Source organism: Halorhabdus sp. CBA1104 (genome assembly GCF_009690625.1).
GTDB lineage: Archaea > Halobacteriota > Halobacteria > Halobacteriales > Haloarculaceae > Halorhabdus.
The window spans coordinates 2,282,682-2,301,793 of record NZ_CP033878.1 but is presented as its reverse complement, the minus strand read 5'-3'; the positions used below and the strand labels follow the sequence as shown (position 1 = coordinate 2,301,793).

Genomic DNA, 19,112 nt, shown 5'->3' with positions numbered 1-19,112 from the left:
GTCTCGACTGATCAGAGAATAAGAGACGGCTGTGTTACTCTCTGCGACACGTCATGTCCTGACCCACCTCAGAAGTGGATCAGGGGCTTGATCATCCCGTCGTCTTTGGTCTCCATCATCTCGAAGGCCGTCTGGATCTCGTCGAACTCGAACTCGTGGGTGGTCATCTTCGTCGGATCGACCTTCCCCTGATCGAGGAGGCGCAGCAGACGCTGGATGCGCAGGCGGCCGCCGGGACAGAGGTCTGTGACGATATCGATTTCGGCCATCCCGACGCCCCATTCGGCGCGTGGGATCTTCCGGAACTCACCCTCGCCGTGATAGCCGACGTTCGAGACGGTGCCACCGGGCTTGGTTACTTTGATGCAATCTTGCAGTGTCTCGTCTGCGCCGAGTGCCTCGATAGCGGCGTCGACACCTTCGCCGTCCGTGAGTTCCATGATCTCCTCGGCGGGGTCGACCTCACCGAAGTCGACGACGTCCGTTGCGCCGTACTCACGGGCGAGTTCCTTCCGATTCTCGACAGTCTCGACGGCGATGATCCGGCCGGCACCCTGGAGTTCGGCCCCTTTCGTCGCCATCAGACCGACGGGACCCTGCGCGAAGACGGCGACGGTCCCGCCCATCGGGATATCGGCGTTCTCCGCGCCCGCAAAGCCCGTCGAGAGCATATCCGCGACGTAGGCCGCCTCGTGGTCGGTGACGCCCTCGGGGATCTTCGCGAGGTTGCCGTCGGCATCGTTGACGTGGACGTACTCCGCGAAGGTGCCATCCTTGACGTTGGCGAACTTCCAGCCACCGAGCGCTTCGTTTGACTGGGAGGGGTGGCCGTCTTGGGCAGCCACGGAGTTCCAGTCGGGCGTGATCGCGCCGACAGCGACCCGATCACCGGGTTCGAAGTGCTCGACGTCACTGCCGACGGACTCGACGACGCCGACGACCTCGTGACCCAGCGTCAGATCCTCACGCTCGCCGATCGCACCGTGTACCGTGTGGCAGTCTGACGTACAGATCAGTCCTTCCGTGGGTTCGACGATCGCGTCCATCGGACCGGGTTCCGGTCGTTCTTTCTCGATGATGGCCGTTTCGCCAATTTCTCTCATAACAAATGATTTCATTGTACAACCATTGATCACTTCGGCGGGGTCGTACATCAATCTATGGCAACCGGTCGAGTGACCCGCCGAGCCGGCGGATCCGCCGGATGGCTGTCCCTCATTGCGAAGATGGTTTCGACCAAACTGGTTCACACAGCACCAACGCTTTGCCAGTATCCGTCACTCGCTGAGACTGGGGTGGGTGAGTTGTTCGCCGGGATGGGGCTCGGCGAAGTGCTCTTGCATCACTGCTCGTGATGCTTCAGCACGCCGTTCGCGCTCTGCCGCGTCGATCTCCTCACAGCCGGGCGGCAGGTCGCGGCCACGGTCGGTGAAATACCCATCCGGTGCAACCCAGTCGTGGTAGAACGGCCGGTCGTGGTCTTCGAGGATCGTCACACCCACTTCGGCGCCGTGCCCCGCGCAAACGGCTGCTTGGTGGGGTTTCCCGGCGAGTCGACCCGCCGCATAGAGTCCCGCAATCCCTGTCCGACCCCGTTCGTCAGTGTCGACGAACGTTTTCCCACGATCAACGATGCCGACGCCGTCGACGTCTTCGAGATAGTCGACTTCGTTCTTGGTCGCCGCGATCGCATACTCAGTCTGATACTGCATTGTGTCAGTCTCGACGGCGAAGGTGTCCGCGAGTCGCTCCAATCCGGTGACTGTTCCCTCTTGATACGACGCGCCCGCCCGGTCGGCCTGTTCTTTGAGCAGGTCGAGAAACCGCCGACCGTCCACGCCAACCGGGAAGCCTGGCACGTTTTCCAGGTGGGCGTTCCGTCGGAGAATCGACCCGCCAGCATCGATACTGAGCGTCTCCAGTCCGTGGCGAGCGGTGAACAGTGCCGCCGAGAGACCGGCCACACCACCACCGATGACAATGACGTCGAACTGCGCAGTGGATTCATGAGTCATTTTGGATCATTCGCTTCTACCGTCCCCGCAGTGCATCAATACCGTTGTCCAGTTCGCATCGTCAGCCCGAGTCAGCACCGTCCGTGATAATCCGTGCCAGCCGGTCGCGATCGAACAATTCGTCATCCACGGTCACGTCGCCGAACGTTTCGGGATAGAGCTGTTTGGCGGCGCGTTCGGTCAGGAAGAGATTGTGGATCGGGCCCTGGTAGAGGTACCCACCGCGGTAGACCTGTCCGTTCTGGACGGCCGTTAGCTGACTCCCCACCGAGTGCTCTGCCATGTATCCGAGCACCGTGTCACGGAACTCTTGGGGAGTTTTGCGTTCGTGGCCGCGGATCAACAGCACGTCCGGATCGACTTCCAGCAGGTTCTCGTAGTCGAGTTCGCCCCGGTCGGTGGTGCTGAGCCCGTCGATGCCGGTGCCCGCGAGGGCGTCGCCGACGCCCAGGTCACGCCACTGCTTCTTGCTCGTCCCACGGTCGTTGAGCCGGTACGGCGAGAACGTCGACGGTTCGTTGGTCGCCTCGTAAGTGAGCATCACGGTCGGCCGCTCGCTCGCGGGCGGCATCCGGGACTGGATATCCGCGAGGAACGCCTCGTGAAGTTGCTCGAACGCCCGGAAGCGCTCCTCGCGCTGGAAGGCAGCGGCGACCTTCTCGAAGGCCTGATAGAGCGTGTAGTAGCGGTAGTCGTGCCAGGCGTCTTCCCGCCGGAAGATCAGGTTCGCGAAGAATGGCGCCACGTTCTCGCGGATCTCTTCGAGGTCTGCTGGATCCCAGTCGAACCAGTTGACCAGCATCTGCGGGTCGTAGAAGTGGATATCGCTTTCGAGTTCGTAGAACTGTTCTTTCGTCCGAATCTCGGGGTTGGATTCGACCGTGTTGCGGTCGATATTGACCCCTGGTAGTTCGTCGTAGATGCCGGTGTAGTAGCGGTCTGCGCCGCCGATCCCGGTGATCCCGTCGGCCTGTCCGAGTGCGACGGCCATATCGGCATAGTCGCCGCTGTATGCGGCCCACGTTTCCGGGACCGATTCGAAGGTCACCTCGCCAGCGGGGGCCATCGAGACCATGTAGGGAGTGTCCGTGCTCGTCTGGGTCGTTGTTTCGGTGGTCGTCTCCGCCGCCGTGTCGGTGGCCGTTGCGGTCGCCGTGTCCTTGTCGGCCGGTTCGGTCGTCTCAGTACTCTCCCCACTGCTACAGCCCGCGAGTAATCCGCCAGTCCCGACTGCCAGGCCGTATTTCAAATAGTCACGTCGTGTCGGTGCGTCGGTCGTGTCGTTGTTCTCAGTCATGCTCAGATGTCTCCGTTGATGGCGTCAGCGACCCGCTTGCGGTCGAACAGCTGCTCCTCGGGGTCGATCTCGGGATAGGGGCCCTCAGTGTAGGTGGGCCAGGCCCCGAACTGGTCAGGATACAGTTGCTTGGCCGTCATCTCCAACTGGAAGAGGTTGAGGATGGGGCCCTGATACCGGGCACCCTGAGGGTAGACCCGGGCTTGTTGGACGGCGGTGATCTCGCCGGCGACTGGATCGGACCGGAACTCCTCACGACGCGCGGCGATGTCCGTGTTCGGCTCGAACCCACCCAGGTGCAAGATCACGTCCGGGTCGGCCTCGAGCAACACCTCGTAATCGACGACCGACGCGGACTCGACTTCACCCTCGAAGGCGTCCCTGGCACCGAACGGGCGGGTGTGTGAAGTCAGGTATCCGGGGTCACTGAGCCTGTAGGCGTAGATCTCCTCGAGGTCCTGAGCGGCGATCATCACGGCCGAGGGTCTTTCGGACTCTGCGGGTAGCTTCTCGTCGATGGTTCCCGTCAGGTCATCGTACACCGTCGCGAGTGCCTGATACCGGTCTTCTTCGCCGAACAGTTGCGCGACGCGTTCGAACTGCTCCCACAGCGTGTAGTACTCGTAGCCCTCGGCGTAGGACTCAGGGGGCTCCTGATGGGTATCACTTAGCGAGTTCCCGAACCAGGGCGAGACACCGCTCGTGATCTCCGCGATGTCGGCCGGATCCCAGTTGTCCTGTTTCGTGATCCAGGCTGGGTCCGCGAGGTGGATGTCGCTATCCAGTTCGTAGAGCTTCTCTTTGCTGGGCTGCCACGAGGAGTACAGCCCCTCCCAGTCGAGGGTGACGCCGGGTAGTCGTTCGACGAATTGGTTCCACAACCGATCGTAGTAGTCCGGCGCGTGCATCGCGGTGATGGTGTCACCGCGACCCAGCGCGAAGGCCATGTCGGCATGATGCGTGAGCCGGGTGAAGACCGTCTCCGGGGGCTCCTCTAGGCTGACCGTCCCCATCGGGGCGATCGATGCGCTGTAGCTGTTCGATTCGGTTGCAGTCTCTGTTTCTGTCGCATCTGAGGCGGCCTCTGTGGGACTGCCATCTGAAGCAGTCTCTGTGGGACTGTCAGTGGTGGTTGTATCGTCTGAAGCAGTGCTCGAACAGCCGGCCAACAGGCCGCCAACGAGTGCCGTACCGCCGTATTTGATCGCCTCCCGTCGGGTCGGTGTCTTGCGTTTTACGGGTTCGTCTGCTATGGGGCTCGAATCGTCTGCCATCGGTTTTAGGCTAGCCTAAACCAAGAAAAGGCTATTGATTTTAGGCGAGCCAAAAATAGGCAATACTCACAGCCGGTTGTTGGGTCCACTCTGTCAGCGCTCGGCTGGACCGGCCGATCGATCTCCCGATCCGGTCCCGGCGGCCTGAGGTGAGAGGCAGTCGATGCCCGACCGGCAGGTGGGCTCGACGATTACGTCTCACCGTCGCTATCAGCCTCGTGTCGGGGGCAGAGCGGTTCGATCCGTGGTCCCCGGGGCGTCCGCTCGACCGCGGCGTCGATCTCGAAGACCTCCGCCAGGAGCTTTTCGGTGATGACCTCCTCGGGCGACCCACGTGCCCTGATTTCGCCGTCTTTGAGTGCGACCATGCGATCGGCGTGCCGGGCAGCCTGCTGGATGTCGTGCAGGACAAGCACGATGGTCATGTCGCTGTCGTCCCGGAGCGCCTCGACGATCTCCATCACTTCGAGTTGGTGGTGGAGGTCGAGGAACGTTGTCGGCTCGTCGAGCAACAGGACATCCGTCTCCTGTGCCAACACCATGGCGATCCAGACGAGCTGTTGTTGTCCGCCACTCAGCTGTCCGACCTGCCGCTCGCGCAAGTGAGAGATCCCTGCCAGCTCGATTGCCCGGTCGATCGCTTCCCGATCGGCCGTCGAGAGTCCGTCAAAGAACTCCCGATGTGGGTACCGGCCGTGTTCGACGAGCTGCTCCACCGTGATGCTGTCCGGGGCGACGCTCTCCTGGGAGAGCAACCCGAGCTTCCGCGCGAGTTCTTTGGTCTCCATGTCGTGGATGTCAGCCCCGTCGAGACGAACGACGCCTGATTCCAGTGCAAGCTGATCGGCCAGCCCTTTCAGGAGCGTACTCTTGCCGCTCCCGTTCGGACCAACCAGGGCAGTCACTTCACCGGGCGAGACGGTGATCGACTCCCTATCGATGACCGGCTGTTCGCTCGACGGATAGCCGATGACCAGCCCCTCGCCCCGGAACTCGCTCGCTGTCGTCTTGCCGTCGGTACTTCCGTCGGCTGTCTGCTCCCCATCAGCTGGTGTCTCGCCGTTTTCTCGCGATTTCGGTTCCCTGATCACCTTGCTTGCACCGCCATCCGGTCGCGGGGTCGTATCCTCGGTCATCAGATCTCACCCATCGTGTCCTGTTTTCGCATCAGGTAGAGGAAGTACGGGCCGCCGAGCAGCCCGGTGACGATGCCGACGGGCATCTGCTCGCTGCTGCCTGCAAGCACCATCAGGCCCAGTCTGGCGCCGACGTCGGCGGCCACCATCAACGCCGGGCCGGCAAACAGACAGCCGACGATGAGTCGCCTGTAGTCGCTGCCAACGACGTTGCGGACCATGTGTGGGACGATCAATCCGACGAAGCCGACGATGCCCGCCACTGCGATGGCTGCCGCGGCAGCCACGACCGCGACCGCCGAGAGGGCAAAGCGCATTCGCTCGACGTTCATCCCGAGCGACGACGCCGTACTTTCGCCTAACAACAAGACGTTCAGCTGTCTCGCACTGACCACCGAGAACACGACAACGGGGATCGTCCAGGGAAGTACCATCCTGACCTCTTCCCACTCGACACCGGTGAGTGATCCCGTCGTCCAGGCGATGGCCGACTGGACCACGCCGATATCACTCGCAAAGAAGAACAGTCCCGTCTGGAGGCTCTGAAAGACGGTGCCGACGATGACTCCCGCCAGCACCAGGCGGACCGGAGAGGTGCCGTTCTTCCAGGCGATGACGTAGACGAGCAGGAACGCGCCGATCCCGCCCAGCGCGGCGATGATCGGGAGCAACGACGAGATTCCCAGCCTCAGGGACCCGAGGACGTACGGGATCACCAGCGTCGCACCCGAAAAGACCACGAGCACGAGGAGGATCATCAGGCCCGCCCCCGAGGAGACGCCCAGGATGAACGGACTCGCGAGTTCGTTGCGGGTCACCGCCTGGAAGATTGCCCCGGAAACGGCCAGGTTCATCCCCACCAGGACGGCGACGACCACCCTGGGTAACCGCATCTGCCAGACGATCAGACTCCGCCGGTTCATCTCCGGTAGTTCGGCGCCCAGCAGGAGCGATTCCCAGGTTTGCAGGGTGAAGATAACGTCCGGATTGAACAGGGCTCGCCAGGCTTCGATCGGCGTCGTCGAGAACGCGCCGTAACTCACCTGCACCAGAGTTCCCCCTGCGATGACGAGGAGGCTGCCGAGGACGACCGTCCATAGCGATCCCGACAGCCAGTCGAACACCCGATTGCGCCGGGACATCGAATCCGTGACCGTGGCTGATTCGCTCGCCATTGTCAGTCACCCGCCTCCGTTATCACGTTCGGTGTCGGCATCACGGGCGGCCTCGATCTCGCGGGCACGGGCGAGGACCCGCTCGTCGTCGACGTGTTCGAGCAGGCGATCCTGGCCACGTTCGCGGCGGTTTGCGATCTCGTCGTCGTCGATGTAACTCCCGAGGATGCGATCGATCTCGGTCGTCCTGGTTGCCGCTGTCCATGTCTCACCGGCCGCCTCCCCCACGCGATCGTCCAGATACTCGCGCCACGTCTCGCGGTCATGCCACTCCTCGTCCAGTTGTGCCCGTCGGCGGACCCAATCGTAGTGGTCGGCCAGCGTCTCCGGGATTCCTGACGCGCGGCGGTGATCCCGCAGGAGCGTGCGTGCCGTCGCCGCCCCGCGGCCGGCGGCGATGATGGCTTGCTCGTCAGCGTCCGATGGTGTGGCGACGTACAGTCCCTCGATCGGTGTCGAGCCGTCGGCGTTGGGATAGTCCCTCTTGAACTGTTCAGTTTCCTCGCCATCGTCCTCACTGGTGGTGATCATCTCACTGTCGGCGTCGAGGGGCCAGAGGTACTCCCCGTCGTAGCGCGTCGCCGCGATTACCCGACGGGCCGTAACCTGCTCTCCCTCCTGTGGATCGACGACGAACCCTCCTGCTGCGGGAGTCTCAAGGGCCGTGACGGACTCGACGAGGTCCTCACGAAGGGCACACCCGGCCTCACGGATGTGATCGTGGAGTCGTCCGTAGAACGTCTCGATGTCGATGCCAGCGGGGAAGCCAGGATAGTTTTCGAGATGTGCACACCGCCGGATCGAGGAGCGGCCGCGGTCGAACACCAGCGTGTCGAGGCCGTACCTGGCGGTGAATATGCCGGCCGAGCAACCGGCCGGGCCGCCACCGATGACGACCACGTCGTGGTCGTACTCGCCAGCCGATCCGCCAGTCGCGTCAGTCATGGGCTGCGGTCACCAGCGGCGGCGTTCGGAACCTGATTAACTCCGTCAGAGTAGCGTTGACGTCGCTCGGAGCGCCCGTCGGTGCCTCGCAAGCGCCCTGACTGTCGGTCTACCGTGTCCGTCGCTCGTCGCTGCTCGTTTTGCCGCCGTTGACGTGCGCTCTGGGCGTCGGGTTCGCCGGGTCGCGTTCCCTCATCCATGTTTTTAGGCTAGCCTAAAGAATATAAATGCGTTCCGGATTTTAGGCTAGCCAAATTTCTCTGGAGTAGGCGCCGGTCGCTCCCCGGCCCGGCTCCAAACGCCGGCAGGCTGCCCTTCTGAACGACGACTGGTAACGGAAAACAGACACACAATATCCAGTCGATTGGTCCCACGATGCAGACCCGAGAGCGCGATCACCCATGGTGACCGATCCTTTCGTCGACCCCGTGGGCGAAAACACCGTCGTCCGGGCGCTGGTTGACGGGACCGTGATCGCGACGTCACTCCTGCCGTACGCGATGGGATTGGCCGGCGGCACGATGTTGGGCGTCATTAGCGACGAGAGCGTTCCCGAAACCGACACTTGCGGTAACGAACGCGTCGCGACATGTGCCACGACGGCCGGCGTGCTCGTGGTTCTGTATCTGAACGTGCGCTGGGTGAATCAGACAGCAACCGAGATACTCGGTTACGCTTCGAGGGCCGCGTCGGGCCGTTGCTCGAACAGCATCTCGAGGAACATCGTCTCGAAGCGTTCGCCATCGAATGTTTCGACGACGCGAGTCCGGGGTTCGCCCGCTGTGACACCCAGTTCGTCGACCGCCGTGTACCCGCGGGTCAGCCCCTCGCGTTCGTCTACGTCGACCGCGTACGTCCCCGTCTCCTCGATGAGATCGGGTTCGACCAGCGCCGCCACCAGAGCCGAATCAGGCTGCGTGACGGCATCTTGGCCCATCCGCTCGCGATTGAATTGCCGTACCTGTGTCGTGATGTCGGTATAGAACGTTGTGAGCGGTGTCTCCGGGCCGGCTTCGATCCGTTCGAGCGTTTCGGGGCCGAACTCGGTATCACGGAGCGTCAGACCCCAGTCGAACAGCGTGACGTCGAAGTTGTTCATGACGATCTTCGCGGCGTCGGGGTCGACCCAAAAGTTGTACTCGGCGGCCGGGGTGATGTTACCCAAGCAATTAACCGCCCCACCCATCACCCAAACCTCGTCGAGCAACTCGTCGAGGTTCGGTTCCTGCTTGTAGGCGAGGGCGAGGTTCGTCAGCGGAGCGATACAGGCGAGCGTGATCTCGCCGGGGTTCGCCCGTGCCTGCTCGACGATGTAATCGACGGCGAATTGCTCGCCCGACTCGATTCCGGTCTCGGGGAAACGGTCGCCACCGAGTCCACCTTCCCCGTGGATGTGGTGGGCGAGCTCGTGCTCTTTCTGGAGTGGCGATCTGGCGCCTTCGTAGACGGTCACGTCCTCGTCGGCACCCGCGAGTTCGAGGGTCCGTTTGGCGTTCTCGACCTGGCGGTCGAACGCGACGTTGCCGGCACAGATCGTAATGCCGGTGACGTCGATGCGGTCGGACAACAGCCCCATCAGCAGGGCCTGCGTGTCGTCACCAGCCGTGTCCGTGTCGATGATGACCGATCGCTCGTCTCGATGAGTCATACCCCAAGCCTGGGCCAGGGGACAAATGACTGTTTGGCCCACCCCGCGCTGGCAGGGACTCGCCCCCCGTCGGTTCCTGGGCAGTGGATTCGTCTCCGCAAGCACTTTCGCGGGCCGGGAGCAGGCCATCGAGGCGAAAGTGTCTCTGTGCACATCTCAGGGTGTGCGGTGACGCCGCTGCAAGGGGCCGAGGCGTCACTGGCCGTCGGGCTGCTGTCCCAGACGAAGCGCCCGATCCAGCCGATGGGCGTCGAAAGAGCTACCCGTGTTTGTAGGAGACGCCGCTCCCATTCTCGGGGTACTCCCAGACGACGTTGCCGTGCTGGCAGGCCCACCGGCAACTGCCACATTCGAGGCAGTTCTCGTAGGCGATGGTCGGGACGCCCTCGTCGTCCTCTTCCCGCCAGACGTTGGCGGGACAGACGGAGACGCAGTCGTAGGTGACACACTTCTCCTCGCAGATCCCGGGCAGTTCCACGTCCAGGTGGGAGTCGCCGGGATCCTCGTATTTGACCGTGTACAGGCGGTCTTCGATCGATGGCTGCTCGACGTCGGGGGTTGATGGGTGTGCGCTCATGGGTCTAGCGGAACAGCTTGCGGTATTTCCAGGCTTTCTTCGCTGCGCCCAGGTACCCGCCCATCGCGGAGACAACTCGCTTGCGGGCGGATTTCGTGTGGCGGGTCTTGGGGTCGTCGTCCATCCGGAAGTACTCGGCCTCGGCGTCGGCCAAGGCTTTGGGCAGGTCGTCGAAGAGGAACTGTCGATCCTCGGCCGCGGTGTCCAAGAACCAGCCGTAGTGGTTCAGGTTATCCATGACGTAGGAGTCGGCCAGCGCATCCTCGTAGTCGGCGAGGGCGCTGGCGTCGGTCCGGCCGGCTTCTAAGGCGTCGGCGACGGCTTTGCCGGCCTGGTAGCCGCTCTCGACGGCCATGTTCGTCCCTTCCAGGTGCAGGCCGTTGTTCAGGACGAGGCCTGCCGCGTCGCCCGTGATGACCGCGCCATCGTGGACGAGATCGGGCATCGCCTCCGGGCCGCCCTCGGGGATCGCGTGGGCGGAGTACTCGACCATCCGGCCGCCCGTGATGAGCGGCGCGACCGCCGGATGTGACTTGAAGTCATCGAGCACCTCGTCGGGGCTCCGCTCGTCGTGGACAGCGTCTTCGATTGAGTAGACGACGCCGATGGCGAGCGTGCGCTTGTTCGTGTAGATGAACCCGCCGCCGACGGCATCGCCGACTGCACCGTCGCCAAAGTAGTGCATGGCGGCCCCTTCTTCCTCGGAGAGGTGAAAGCGATCTTCGATGGTCTCTCGATCGTACTTGCGGACCTCTTTGGCGGAGATGGCAACGTCTTTGCGCTCCTGGGGATCGGCCAGGCCGGCCCCTTCGCTGACGAGGGAGTTGGCTCCCTCGGCGAGGACGACCGTCGGCGCCTGGAGAGTTCCGTCCGGGCGGTCGGTCTCGACGCCGGCGATCGCCCCGTCCTCACGGACGAGATCAGTCACCGTCGTCTCGGTGATCAGCGTCGCCCCGGCCTCGACGGCCTGCTCGGCGAACCACTCGTCGAAGTCCCCGCGCATGACCATCCAGGAGTCGTTGTGTGGCTCCGCACGCCAGCTGTCGGGGCGCATCGAGATCTCGGTCGCGTCACCCTCCTCAGACAGCATCGAGAAGGTCTTCTCGGCGACAAAGCGCTCTTTGGGAGCGTCCTCGAAGTCAGTCAACTCCCGGATCCGGGGCGTGAACATGATCCCGCCGAAGACGTTTTTCGTCCCCGGAGAGTTGCCCCGTTCCAGCATGATGACGTCCTTGCCTTCCTCGGCCAGCGTCAGCGCAGCGGTGCTGCCGGCCAGGCCCGCCCCGACGACGATCGCGTCGAACTCGCCGTCGTAGCTGGGCGTCTCAGTCTTCGGCGTTGGCATCGTCGGCCCCTCGCGCTCCTCGGGTTCGGGTTCGACGCCGGCGTCCTCGCCGGACTGGGCGTCAGTGCTCATGGCTCTCCCTCCTCGGCCTCAAGGCGATCACGTAACATCTCGATGAGTTCGGGCAGCACCTCGGCGTAGTCGGCGACGATCCCGTAGTCAGCGTTCTCGAAGATCGGCGCGTTGGCGTCGTTGTTGATCGCGACGACAGTCTCGGAGTCGTCCATCCCTTCGACGTGCTGGATCGCCCCGGAAATGCCGACGGCGATGTAGAGTTTCGGCCGGACGGTCTTGCCGGTCTGGCCGACCTGGCGGGCCGGTTCGATCCAGCCCTCCTCGACCACTTCGCGGGTCGCCGCGACCTCGCCGCCGAGCAGGTCTGCCAGTTCCCACAGCGGATCGACGTCACCCTCGATACCCATGCCGCCGGCGACGACGATTTCGGCGTCGGTGATGTCCGCGACGTCACCGACCTCGCGGCCGAGCACTTCGGTGAGCGTCTCGTCCTCGCCGACGACGACCTCGACGTCTTCGACCGCGCCCTCGCGGCTCTCGTCCGGTTCGGGCGCGTCGAAGACGCCCGGGCGCACGGTCGACATCTGCGGGCGGTGGTTCGGGCAGATGATCGTGGCCAGGGCATCCCCACCGAAGGCGGGTCGGCGCATCTCGTATTGGGATTCGGTGATCTCCAGTTCGGTCGTGTCGGCAGTCAGTCCGGCGTGGGTTGGTACCGCCACGCGACCGGCGAAGTCACGGCCGGTGTGGGTGCCACCGATCAGCGCGATGTCGGGCTTGCGGACCTCGACGAGGTGGCGGAACTGCTCGCCGTAGGGGTCAGCACGGTAGGGTTCGAAGACCGGATCGTCCGCGACGAGTACCCGATCGGCGCCGCGGGCGATCGCTTCCTGAGGGATGTCCGTCTCGCGGACGTCCTCGCCCATGACCAACGCGACCAACTCCTCGTCTTTCTGATCGGCCAGCTCCCGGCCCTTGCCGAGTAACTCCCAGGTGACGCCGGCGACGTCGCCAGCGTGCTGTTCGACGAACACCCAGACGTCGGCGTGGGCTTCTAGCTCGGCCGCCGTGTCGGCGTCTGTGCCGGCTGCCATCTAGAGCACCTCCACGATGCGGTCGGCCAGTGCCTCGACCTCCTCGACCGTTTCCTGTTCACGCGGGACGGGTTCGGCGGTGTCCATCCCGCCGACCTGTGTCGGCGAGACCGCCAGTCCGACCTCGTCTTCGATCCCCAGGTCAGAGGCAGACCACTCGACCGGTTCGAAGTCCGTCTCGGCGTAGATCTGCCGGTGGAGCCCGGCCGTCCGTGGCTCGTTTTCGCCGAACTCCATGGCGACGACCACCGGGAGATCGGCCACGACCCGCTCGTAGCCACCCTCGACATCACGCTTGGCGAGGAGCTGGTCCTCGTCGGGCCGGGGTTCGAGATCCTCGACGTAGGTGAGTTGTGCCCAGTCGTTGTGGGCGGCGATGCCCGGCGGGACTTGGCCCGTCGAGGAGTCGGTCGTCTCCTCGCCGCCAAAGACCACGTCGGCGTCGAGTTCCGCGGCCGCCCGGGCCAACGCGAGGCTCGTCGGCCAGGTGTCGCTGCCGCCAAAGGCCCGATCGGTCAGCAACACGGCGTCGTCAGCACCCATACCGACGGCGACCTGCAAGACGTCGTCCGCGCTTGCCGGCCCCATCGTCAGGGCAGTGACAGTGCCACCGACCGTGTCTCTGAGTTGCAGTGCTGCTTCGACGGCGTTGTAATCCGGCCCATTCATCACGGCTTCGGCGTCCGCCCGGTTGAGGATCCCCGTCTCGGGGTCGATCGATACCTCGTCGGCGTCGGGTACCTGCTTGACGCAGACAACGATGTTCCATTCGTCAGTCATCAGTGATTTGACCCCCTATATAATGGGAATTCGATTCGATTCACGGCGGAGGATCGGTCCTTAACATTAGTAAAAGACTGCGCTATTCTCAACTCATGGGAACCGAACGGCCCGAATTCGGCATGCATCACGGTTTCTATGACCCCCCGTTATTTGGGTGACGATCGAGCCGAATCAGTTCGTGTCCGTTTTTATATTCGTCGCGACGCGGGACCGAAGTGACTCAGTTCTTGTCGTTCGATAGACAGGTCTCGGCGTGGTCGCGCAGTTCGTCGGCGAGTTCGCGGGCCTGGGCAGGCGTGAGTGTAACCGTCTCGGCGTGGGCATCGATCGCATCGACAGCGGTGTTGTCGACTTCCAGTTGCAGATCGACGGTTTCGGGGTTGTCGCGGTCGGTCCGGACGTTCAGGACGGCCGGCGCACGCTCGTCGAACCCGTGGCCCTCGACACGGGCGTCCAAGAGGTCGAAGGTCGTGTAGGCGGTCACAGGGAGAATTCGATCGGCCATGGAGGCAGTGATAGTGGATCGGCCTTAGGCGTGACGTCCGGGACAACCGGGCTGGGGCCACGTCTCCGGGCCACCGCACCTTGGCGTCAGCTGGCCGTCGCTTCCTCGGGGATGGAAATCGAGACGTCGGTGCCGTAGTTTTCCAGCGTGTACGTCACGTCCACGTCGACAGTCTGGCCCTCGGCGGAGGCCGTCAGGCTCACTGCGGATCGCTTCGGGAGGGAGTCGTCCGTGCGGACGTACTGGGTCAGTTCGATCTCGTCGATGTCCCCCGCGGAGAGTTGGCCGGTCCCCGACTGCTGGCTGAGCAGGTCCTCGACGGCCTGCTTTGTGGGATCGATCCGGATCTCGTAGACCTCAGTGCCGTCGATCGTGGTCGTTCCTTCCAGGGTCACGTCCGAAGAGTCCATGAGATCGCGCTGGGTTTCCAGGACGGTTCCGCTGTCCCAGAGGTTCTGCTCGGAGACGTCCTGGGTCCGCCAGAGCGCATTGGTCTGCTGGTACATCGTCGCCCCGTCGACGTACTGGACGATCTCCTGGCCGTCCATCGTCATCTCCATGCGCATCCGCTGGGTCTTCTCGTTGACCGCACCGTCGGCTTCCGCATCGACCGTCAGGCCGTCACCGGTGGCCGACATCTCCATGTGGAACTCGTAAGTCGAGATGTCCGAGATGGCGTCGATCGACTCGTCTTGGATCGTCGCGACTTCGCCAGTCGGGCCGCCGTCGCCACCACCGCCGGGCAACGCCGAACAGCCACTCAACGCGACCAATACTGTCAGGGCGACGACGAGGAGGGCTCGCGATCGCATATATCGAGGCTGTACCAGTCGCCACAAAAAAGTTTTCAGGTTGATCGGTCCAGTCTTCGGTCGACGGCCGCTCAATCGTCGACCGGTAACGGCTCGCCCTGGCCATCGGTCGGCGCTGGCGAGGCGTCCATACTGTCGTCCTCGGCGTAGGGGTACCACGTCTTCTTCGTGTTGTGCATGTAGGGATCGTGATAATCGGTCTCCTCGGGGTCGATCAGGTCGCCGAGTGCGTCCTCGTCGCGGGCCGCGACGAACTCCCGGAAGGTCTCACCATCGGCACGTTCGGCTTCGAAGTTCTCGATGAGATTGGCGATAGCACCCGGCACTTCGTCGGCGGGGACGCGCATCTCGATCCAGTCGGCAAAGCGCGGATCGTCGCCCAGGCCGCCGCCCAGCCCGATATCCAGGGCTTCGACCGGATCGCCGTCCTTGCGGGTCTTCATGCCGCGCAGGGAGACGTCGGCGATCTGGGGTTGGGCACACGAGGCCGTACACCCCGAGAGGTGGATGTGGAACTCCTCGTGATCGGCGGGCAACTCGACGTTCTCTTTCAGCCAGCGGGCGTAGCGAACCTGGCGGTTCTTCGTCTCGACGATCGACAGCGAACAAAACTCCGTCCCGGTGCAGGCGATCGAGCCGCGCATGAACGGCGACGGGTCTGGCGAATAGTCTTCCAAGAGGGGTTCGTCCAGCAGCGCGTCGAGGTTCTCCTCGGGGACGTCCGTGACGATGACGTTCTGGCGCTGGGTCAGCCGCACTTCGCCGCTGCCGTATTCCTCGGCGAGATCGGCCAGTTCGAGGGTGTCCTCGGCACCCATCCGGCCGACGAGGACGTTCAGACCGACGTAGTAGTTGCCGTCGACCTGTTCGTGGACGCCAACGTGGTCGTTGTGGCCCTCCTGGGAGCCGGTATTGTAGGTATACTCATCGCGCAGGTCCTCGCCGGCGGTGTGGAGATCGAAGTCCACGAAGTCCTCCTGGAGGACCCGGCGGATCTTCTCGACGCCCCACTCGTCGACGAGGAACTTGATGCGGGCGTTGTAGCGGTTCTCGCGGTCGCCATGCTCGCGAAAGAGCGCGGAGAGTCCGCCAGCAACGGCGTCGGCCTTGTCCGGCCGGACGAAGACGTCGATGTCCCGCGCCAGGCGGGGTTCCTTCCGTGAGAGGCCCCCGCCGACCCGGACGTTGAACCCGGTAACCTCCTCGCCCTCGATCTCCTTGCGTGCGGGTTCGAGCGCGAGGTCGTTGATGTCGCCCTGGCCACACCCCTCCGTACAGCCAGTCACGGAGACCTTCCACTTTCGGGGGAGATTGGTGTGTTCCTCGTTGCCTTTGAACGTATCGTGCAGGTCCCGAGCGATCGGCCAGGCGTCGATCAGCTCGTGGGTGTCCTTGCCGGCGACCGGACAGCCGACGATGTTCCGCCAAGAGTCCCCACAGGCCTGCTGGGTCGAGAGACCGTTGTCCTCCAGTTTCTCGAAGATCTCGGGAACGTCTTCCAGCTTGATCCAATGGAGTTGGATCGACTGGCGGGTCGTCCAGTCACAGTAGGCCTCGCCGAATTCGGGGTTTTCCGCGGGGCCAGTCGCGTACTCTTTAGCGATTTCGCCGATGACTCGCAGCTGTCCCGGTTCGATGACGCCGTTTGGCGTCCCGATCCGCATCATGAAGTAGCTCTCCTGGCCGGCTCGCTGGTGGTACAGCCCCCACCACTTGAAGCGCTCGAACCAGGCGTCGTGTTCGTCCTCGGGGATCGAGTCCCACCCCTCCGCGGCGAACTCCATGAGATGCTCGCGTATCTCCGTCCCGTAGGCCTCGTCCTTCCAGCGTTCGACGTCAGTGGGCATGTACACGTCCCTAGACTGGGCCACGTAAACGACCGGTCATCTCGTCAAGCCTCCCGCCCTCTCCCGAGAAGCAGCGATTGTTGCTGGTTTCAGGCGCGAGGTATGCGAACGTCCCGCGTATCGAGGGAGGCAAAGCGACGATTCGGACCGACGATCCGGCCGACAGGAAGCCAGCCGGAGACGGCACTGTCGCCACACGTCACACACTGGCCGGCCGCCCGGACGAGCACAGATTGGCCGGCCGCGTCGACGTCGACGAATCCCTCGATCAGAAAGTCAGCCGTCTCACAGCCACAGACGTCGTGGTCGGCGAGTTGCCAGAGTTCGCTCACGGAGACGACGCGCTCGTCGTCGACGCTGATCCAGGCGCCGTCGTCTAAGATCCGCACGGCAGTCGTCATTGGCGGACGTTCGTGGGCCTCGTTGGTGTAGGCGTCGCCCCGGACAAGCATCGCCGCCAGTTGGACGGGCTCGCCGAGTGCGTATCGCCAATGGGTCGCCATCCCGGCGGCCAGCGCTGGCAAGCAGCGGTGAGTGTTGTGTCACTGATAGCGGCAGATATTGTTCCTAGACGGGAGTTCGGGTAGTGATTACCACTGCGAGGGGCCTTATACGCCTGTGACTGGTATGGAAGAGTGATGATCGAGAGTGCCGACGTGAGTGTCCCACAGGCCTCGGCCGCCGGCACGGCTGGGCGTGGCCAACACGGACTGGAGGGATCGACAGATGAGTGAGACGGAGACCGACCACCTCGACAACGTCGAGGATGGGTGTGGCTGTGCCGAAGTGTGGGAGCACCTCTCCGAGGAGCGAGAGGCCGAAGCCGCCCGCGAGTGACCGGCGACCGGACGTTTTTACCCCCGCATACCCTGGAACGCACACGAATGAGCGACGAGACGCCGGAGCCGGACCTGCCAACTGACCGCGAATCACCAGTCGGCCAGCCGGTGATTCGTGGCGACCCGGACGCGACCGGCGAGCACGCTGACCGGGCCGTGAAGTTCGATCCGGACGACCCACAGAGCGTGCGAGAGGCGGCCGAGACCGTCCGTGCGTTCGCCGAGAACACCGTCGGCGACGAAGACAGCGTGTACATGCTCCGCGGTGCGGCCGCCTGTGCGGCACTGGTCAGAGGCGTCGGCTCCTACAAGGCCGCTGCCGAACGCGCCGGCGGCGAGACCACGGTCTCGTTCGTCCGGAAGTGGTCCCGGGTCCACGACCTGCCGCGCTCGATCCGGCGACACGTCGCCAAAGGCGAAATCGCCCCGACAGCGGCCAAGCATATCGCCCGCGTCGGTGGCACCGCTCGCTTCCTCCTGGCGTTTGCCGTTCTGGATCACGGACTGACCGTCCGGGAGGTGCGCTCGCTTGCGAGTGACATCAACGAAGGGACGAGTCCAGTGGCTGCACTCGCGAGTGCCGGCTACCGGTTGGGCGAGATCAGTGTAACACTCCCGACCGACGCGTATTGCGAACTCAGACGGCGAGCGTCACTGGCGGACGAGTCACCGGGCGAGTTGATCGCTGTGGCACTGGCTGAACATTACGACGCGGTCGGTGCGTCCGACCGTCGACAACCGTAAGGACTTAGCCGGCGACTCCCCCAGACTCTGATGAGGGCCGGTAGCTCAGTCAGGCAGAGCGTCTGGCTTTTAACCAGACGGTCATGGGTTCAATTCCCATCCGGCCCGCTATTGCGACGAACGGACGTGAGGAGCTATGCGGCCAAGGGAATTGAACCCTACCAGTGGCAGCCCGCGCAGCGGAGCGAGCAGGAACCTCTGGTTCCGGTTCAATTCCCATCCGGCCCGTAGTATTCTGTCGCGAGCATACCGCGAGCGACGAATACGCTATGATGGAATTGAATCAAGGAGAGGGAGAGGAGCGAATCAGCGAACGTGCGCGACCGTCAGCGAACCTGATCGAGTGCGGCCAACGCGTCCGCGGCTTCGCTGACGGCTTCAAGTGCGTCTCGGGCCCGCCGTGGGTCGTCAGTCGCTTCGGCCTGCTTGGAGAACGTCGCCAGCGTCCTGAGCAACGATTGACGGGCCGTCTGGAGGTCGCCTGCGGGCGTCTCAGACACGCGTTCGGCCTGCTCGCGACCGGTCGTGGGGTCGACTGTCGGCACTTCGACCCGACCGGGATCCGGTTCCGACCCGCTGTTGGCAGGTCGATCGCCCGTCGACGCGTGGGCTGACGGTCGCTGGTCGTCGGCCGGCCCCTGTCCCGTTGGTTGACCGGCAGCGTCGGGTTGTACCTCCGGACCGGAGTGCTCTGTTGAGCTCGAGTGGTCCGTTTCGGCTTGAGTGCTGTCGACCGCGGATTGGGCCTGCTGGTCGGTCTGCTCGTCGGTCGACGCCCCGTCCTCGGCCCCGACCGGTTGCTGGCACGTGGGACAGAACTCCTGGCCGTCGTACCGGAAAATAGGGTCGCCACACGCATCACAGTGGGCGTCGGTCATCGTCGCTCCCTTCAACAGGAGGTCACTCATGTGTTCGGTCGCCTCGCGCTTGCGTTGCTCTTGCTCGTACTGCTCGCGGAGTCGTTCCCGCTCGGCTTCCTCGTCGAAGTCGCTCATATACGTATCTAGGGCCGTCCAACGGGCATAGACGTTGCGACCCACACCCAGCACTGTCGTCGGCGT

At 63.8% G+C, this 19,112-nt stretch carries 18 protein-coding genes, 1 tRNA gene and 1 pseudogene; 3 read left to right on the top strand and 17 right to left on the bottom strand.

The window, feature by feature from the left end; genetic code table 11:
• Nucleotides 1-68 precede the first annotated feature (68 nt).
• The 7 genes from Hrd1104_RS11580 to Hrd1104_RS11550 form a co-directional block, all read right to left on the bottom strand.
• Nucleotides 69-1,118, bottom strand: coding sequence for a zinc-binding dehydrogenase (locus Hrd1104_RS11580; RefSeq protein WP_154552908.1), 1,050 nt, complete (start codon nt 1,116-1,118; stop codon nt 69-71).
• Nucleotides 1,119-1,277: 159 nt separating this feature from the next.
• On the bottom strand, nt 1,278-2,015 hold the full coding sequence (locus Hrd1104_RS11575; protein WP_154552907.1) for an NAD(P)/FAD-dependent oxidoreductase: 738 nt from the start codon (nt 2,013-2,015) through the stop codon (nt 1,278-1,280).
• 61 nt (nt 2,016-2,076) lie between these two features.
• On the bottom strand, nt 2,077-3,312 hold the full coding sequence (locus tag Hrd1104_RS11570) for an ABC transporter substrate-binding protein (protein WP_154552906.1): 1,236 nt from the start codon (nt 3,310-3,312) through the stop codon (nt 2,077-2,079).
• Between the two features lie 2 nt (nt 3,313-3,314).
• Entirely contained in the window at nt 3,315-4,565 is a 1,251-nt protein-coding gene (locus Hrd1104_RS11565; protein ID WP_154553250.1) for an ABC transporter substrate-binding protein, read from the bottom strand.
• A 212-nt stretch (nt 4,566-4,777) separates the two neighbouring features.
• Nucleotides 4,778-5,722: an ABC transporter ATP-binding protein gene (locus Hrd1104_RS11560; RefSeq protein ID WP_154552905.1), complete on the bottom strand. Its 945-nt coding sequence runs from the start codon at nt 5,720-5,722 to the stop codon at nt 4,778-4,780.
• A complete protein-coding gene (locus Hrd1104_RS11555; protein ID WP_154552904.1) occupies nt 5,722-6,897 on the bottom strand; it encodes an iron ABC transporter permease in 1,176 nt (391 codons plus the stop codon). The genes Hrd1104_RS11560 and Hrd1104_RS11555 overlap by 1 nt, the downstream gene beginning before the upstream one ends.
• Nucleotides 6,898-6,903: 6 nt before the next feature.
• Nucleotides 6,904-7,842, bottom strand: a complete 939-nt coding sequence (locus tag Hrd1104_RS11550) for an NAD(P)/FAD-dependent oxidoreductase (RefSeq protein ID WP_154552903.1) — start codon at nt 7,840-7,842, stop codon at nt 6,904-6,906.
• Nucleotides 7,843-8,318: 476 nt separating this feature from the next.
• On the opposite strand from Hrd1104_RS11550, the pseudogene Hrd1104_RS13375 reads away from it, so the two are divergent.
• Nucleotides 8,319-8,477, top strand: a pseudogene (locus tag Hrd1104_RS13375) (ZIP family metal transporter); the annotation flags it as partial.
• A 35-nt stretch (nt 8,478-8,512) separates the two neighbouring features.
• On the opposite strand, the gene Hrd1104_RS11545 reads toward Hrd1104_RS13375, so the two are convergent.
• The 9 genes from Hrd1104_RS11545 to Hrd1104_RS11505 form a co-directional block, all read right to left on the bottom strand.
• The gene (locus Hrd1104_RS11545) at nt 8,513-9,490 is read right to left on the bottom strand and encodes a nucleoside hydrolase (protein ID WP_154552902.1); all 978 of its coding nucleotides are present in this window, start codon (nt 9,488-9,490) and stop codon (nt 8,513-8,515) included.
• A gap of 259 nt (nt 9,491-9,749) precedes the next feature.
• Entirely contained in the window at nt 9,750-10,067 is a 318-nt protein-coding gene (locus tag Hrd1104_RS11540; RefSeq protein WP_154552901.1) for a ferredoxin family protein, read from the bottom strand.
• Between the two features lie 4 nt (nt 10,068-10,071).
• A complete protein-coding gene (locus Hrd1104_RS11535; RefSeq protein WP_154553249.1) occupies nt 10,072-11,412 on the bottom strand; it encodes an FAD-dependent oxidoreductase in 1,341 nt (446 codons plus the stop codon).
• Between the two features lie 68 nt (nt 11,413-11,480).
• Nucleotides 11,481-12,521, bottom strand: coding sequence for an electron transfer flavoprotein subunit alpha/FixB family protein (locus Hrd1104_RS11530; protein ID WP_154552900.1), 1,041 nt, complete (start codon nt 12,519-12,521; stop codon nt 11,481-11,483).
• Nucleotides 12,522-13,301 (bottom strand): electron transfer flavoprotein subunit beta/FixA family protein, encoded by a 780-nt coding sequence (locus tag Hrd1104_RS11525; RefSeq protein WP_154552899.1) that lies wholly within the window; start codon nt 13,299-13,301, stop codon nt 12,522-12,524.
• Between the two features lie 223 nt (nt 13,302-13,524).
• Nucleotides 13,525-13,809 carry a DUF6360 family protein gene (locus tag Hrd1104_RS11520; protein WP_154552898.1) on the bottom strand — a complete coding sequence of 95 codons (285 nt, stop codon included), beginning with the start codon at nt 13,807-13,809 and terminating at the stop codon, nt 13,525-13,527.
• An 86-nt stretch (nt 13,810-13,895) separates the two neighbouring features.
• Nucleotides 13,896-14,621, bottom strand: coding sequence for a DUF6612 family protein (locus tag Hrd1104_RS11515; protein WP_154552897.1), 726 nt, complete (start codon nt 14,619-14,621; stop codon nt 13,896-13,898).
• A 71-nt stretch (nt 14,622-14,692) separates the two neighbouring features.
• Nucleotides 14,693-16,468 (bottom strand): nitrite/sulfite reductase, encoded by a 1,776-nt coding sequence (locus Hrd1104_RS11510; RefSeq protein WP_154552896.1) that lies wholly within the window; start codon nt 16,466-16,468, stop codon nt 14,693-14,695.
• Nucleotides 16,469-16,557: 89 nt separating this feature from the next.
• Nucleotides 16,558-16,992, bottom strand: coding sequence for a hypothetical protein (locus Hrd1104_RS11505; RefSeq protein ID WP_229770478.1), 435 nt, complete (start codon nt 16,990-16,992; stop codon nt 16,558-16,560).
• 360 nt (nt 16,993-17,352) lie between these two features.
• Between Hrd1104_RS11505 and Hrd1104_RS11500 the strand changes: the two genes are divergently transcribed.
• The gene (locus tag Hrd1104_RS11500) at nt 17,353-18,051 is read left to right on the top strand and encodes a hypothetical protein (protein WP_154552895.1); all 699 of its coding nucleotides are present in this window, start codon (nt 17,353-17,355) and stop codon (nt 18,049-18,051) included.
• Between the two features lie 34 nt (nt 18,052-18,085).
• A tRNA-Lys gene (locus Hrd1104_RS11495) sits at nt 18,086-18,159 on the top strand.
• 218 nt (nt 18,160-18,377) lie between these two features.
• Here the strand turns inward: Hrd1104_RS11495 and Hrd1104_RS11490 are convergent.
• A complete protein-coding gene (locus Hrd1104_RS11490) occupies nt 18,378-19,046 on the bottom strand; it encodes an Sjogren's syndrome/scleroderma autoantigen 1 family protein (RefSeq protein WP_154552894.1) in 669 nt (222 codons plus the stop codon).
• Between the last annotated feature and the right edge of the window lie 66 nt (nt 19,047-19,112).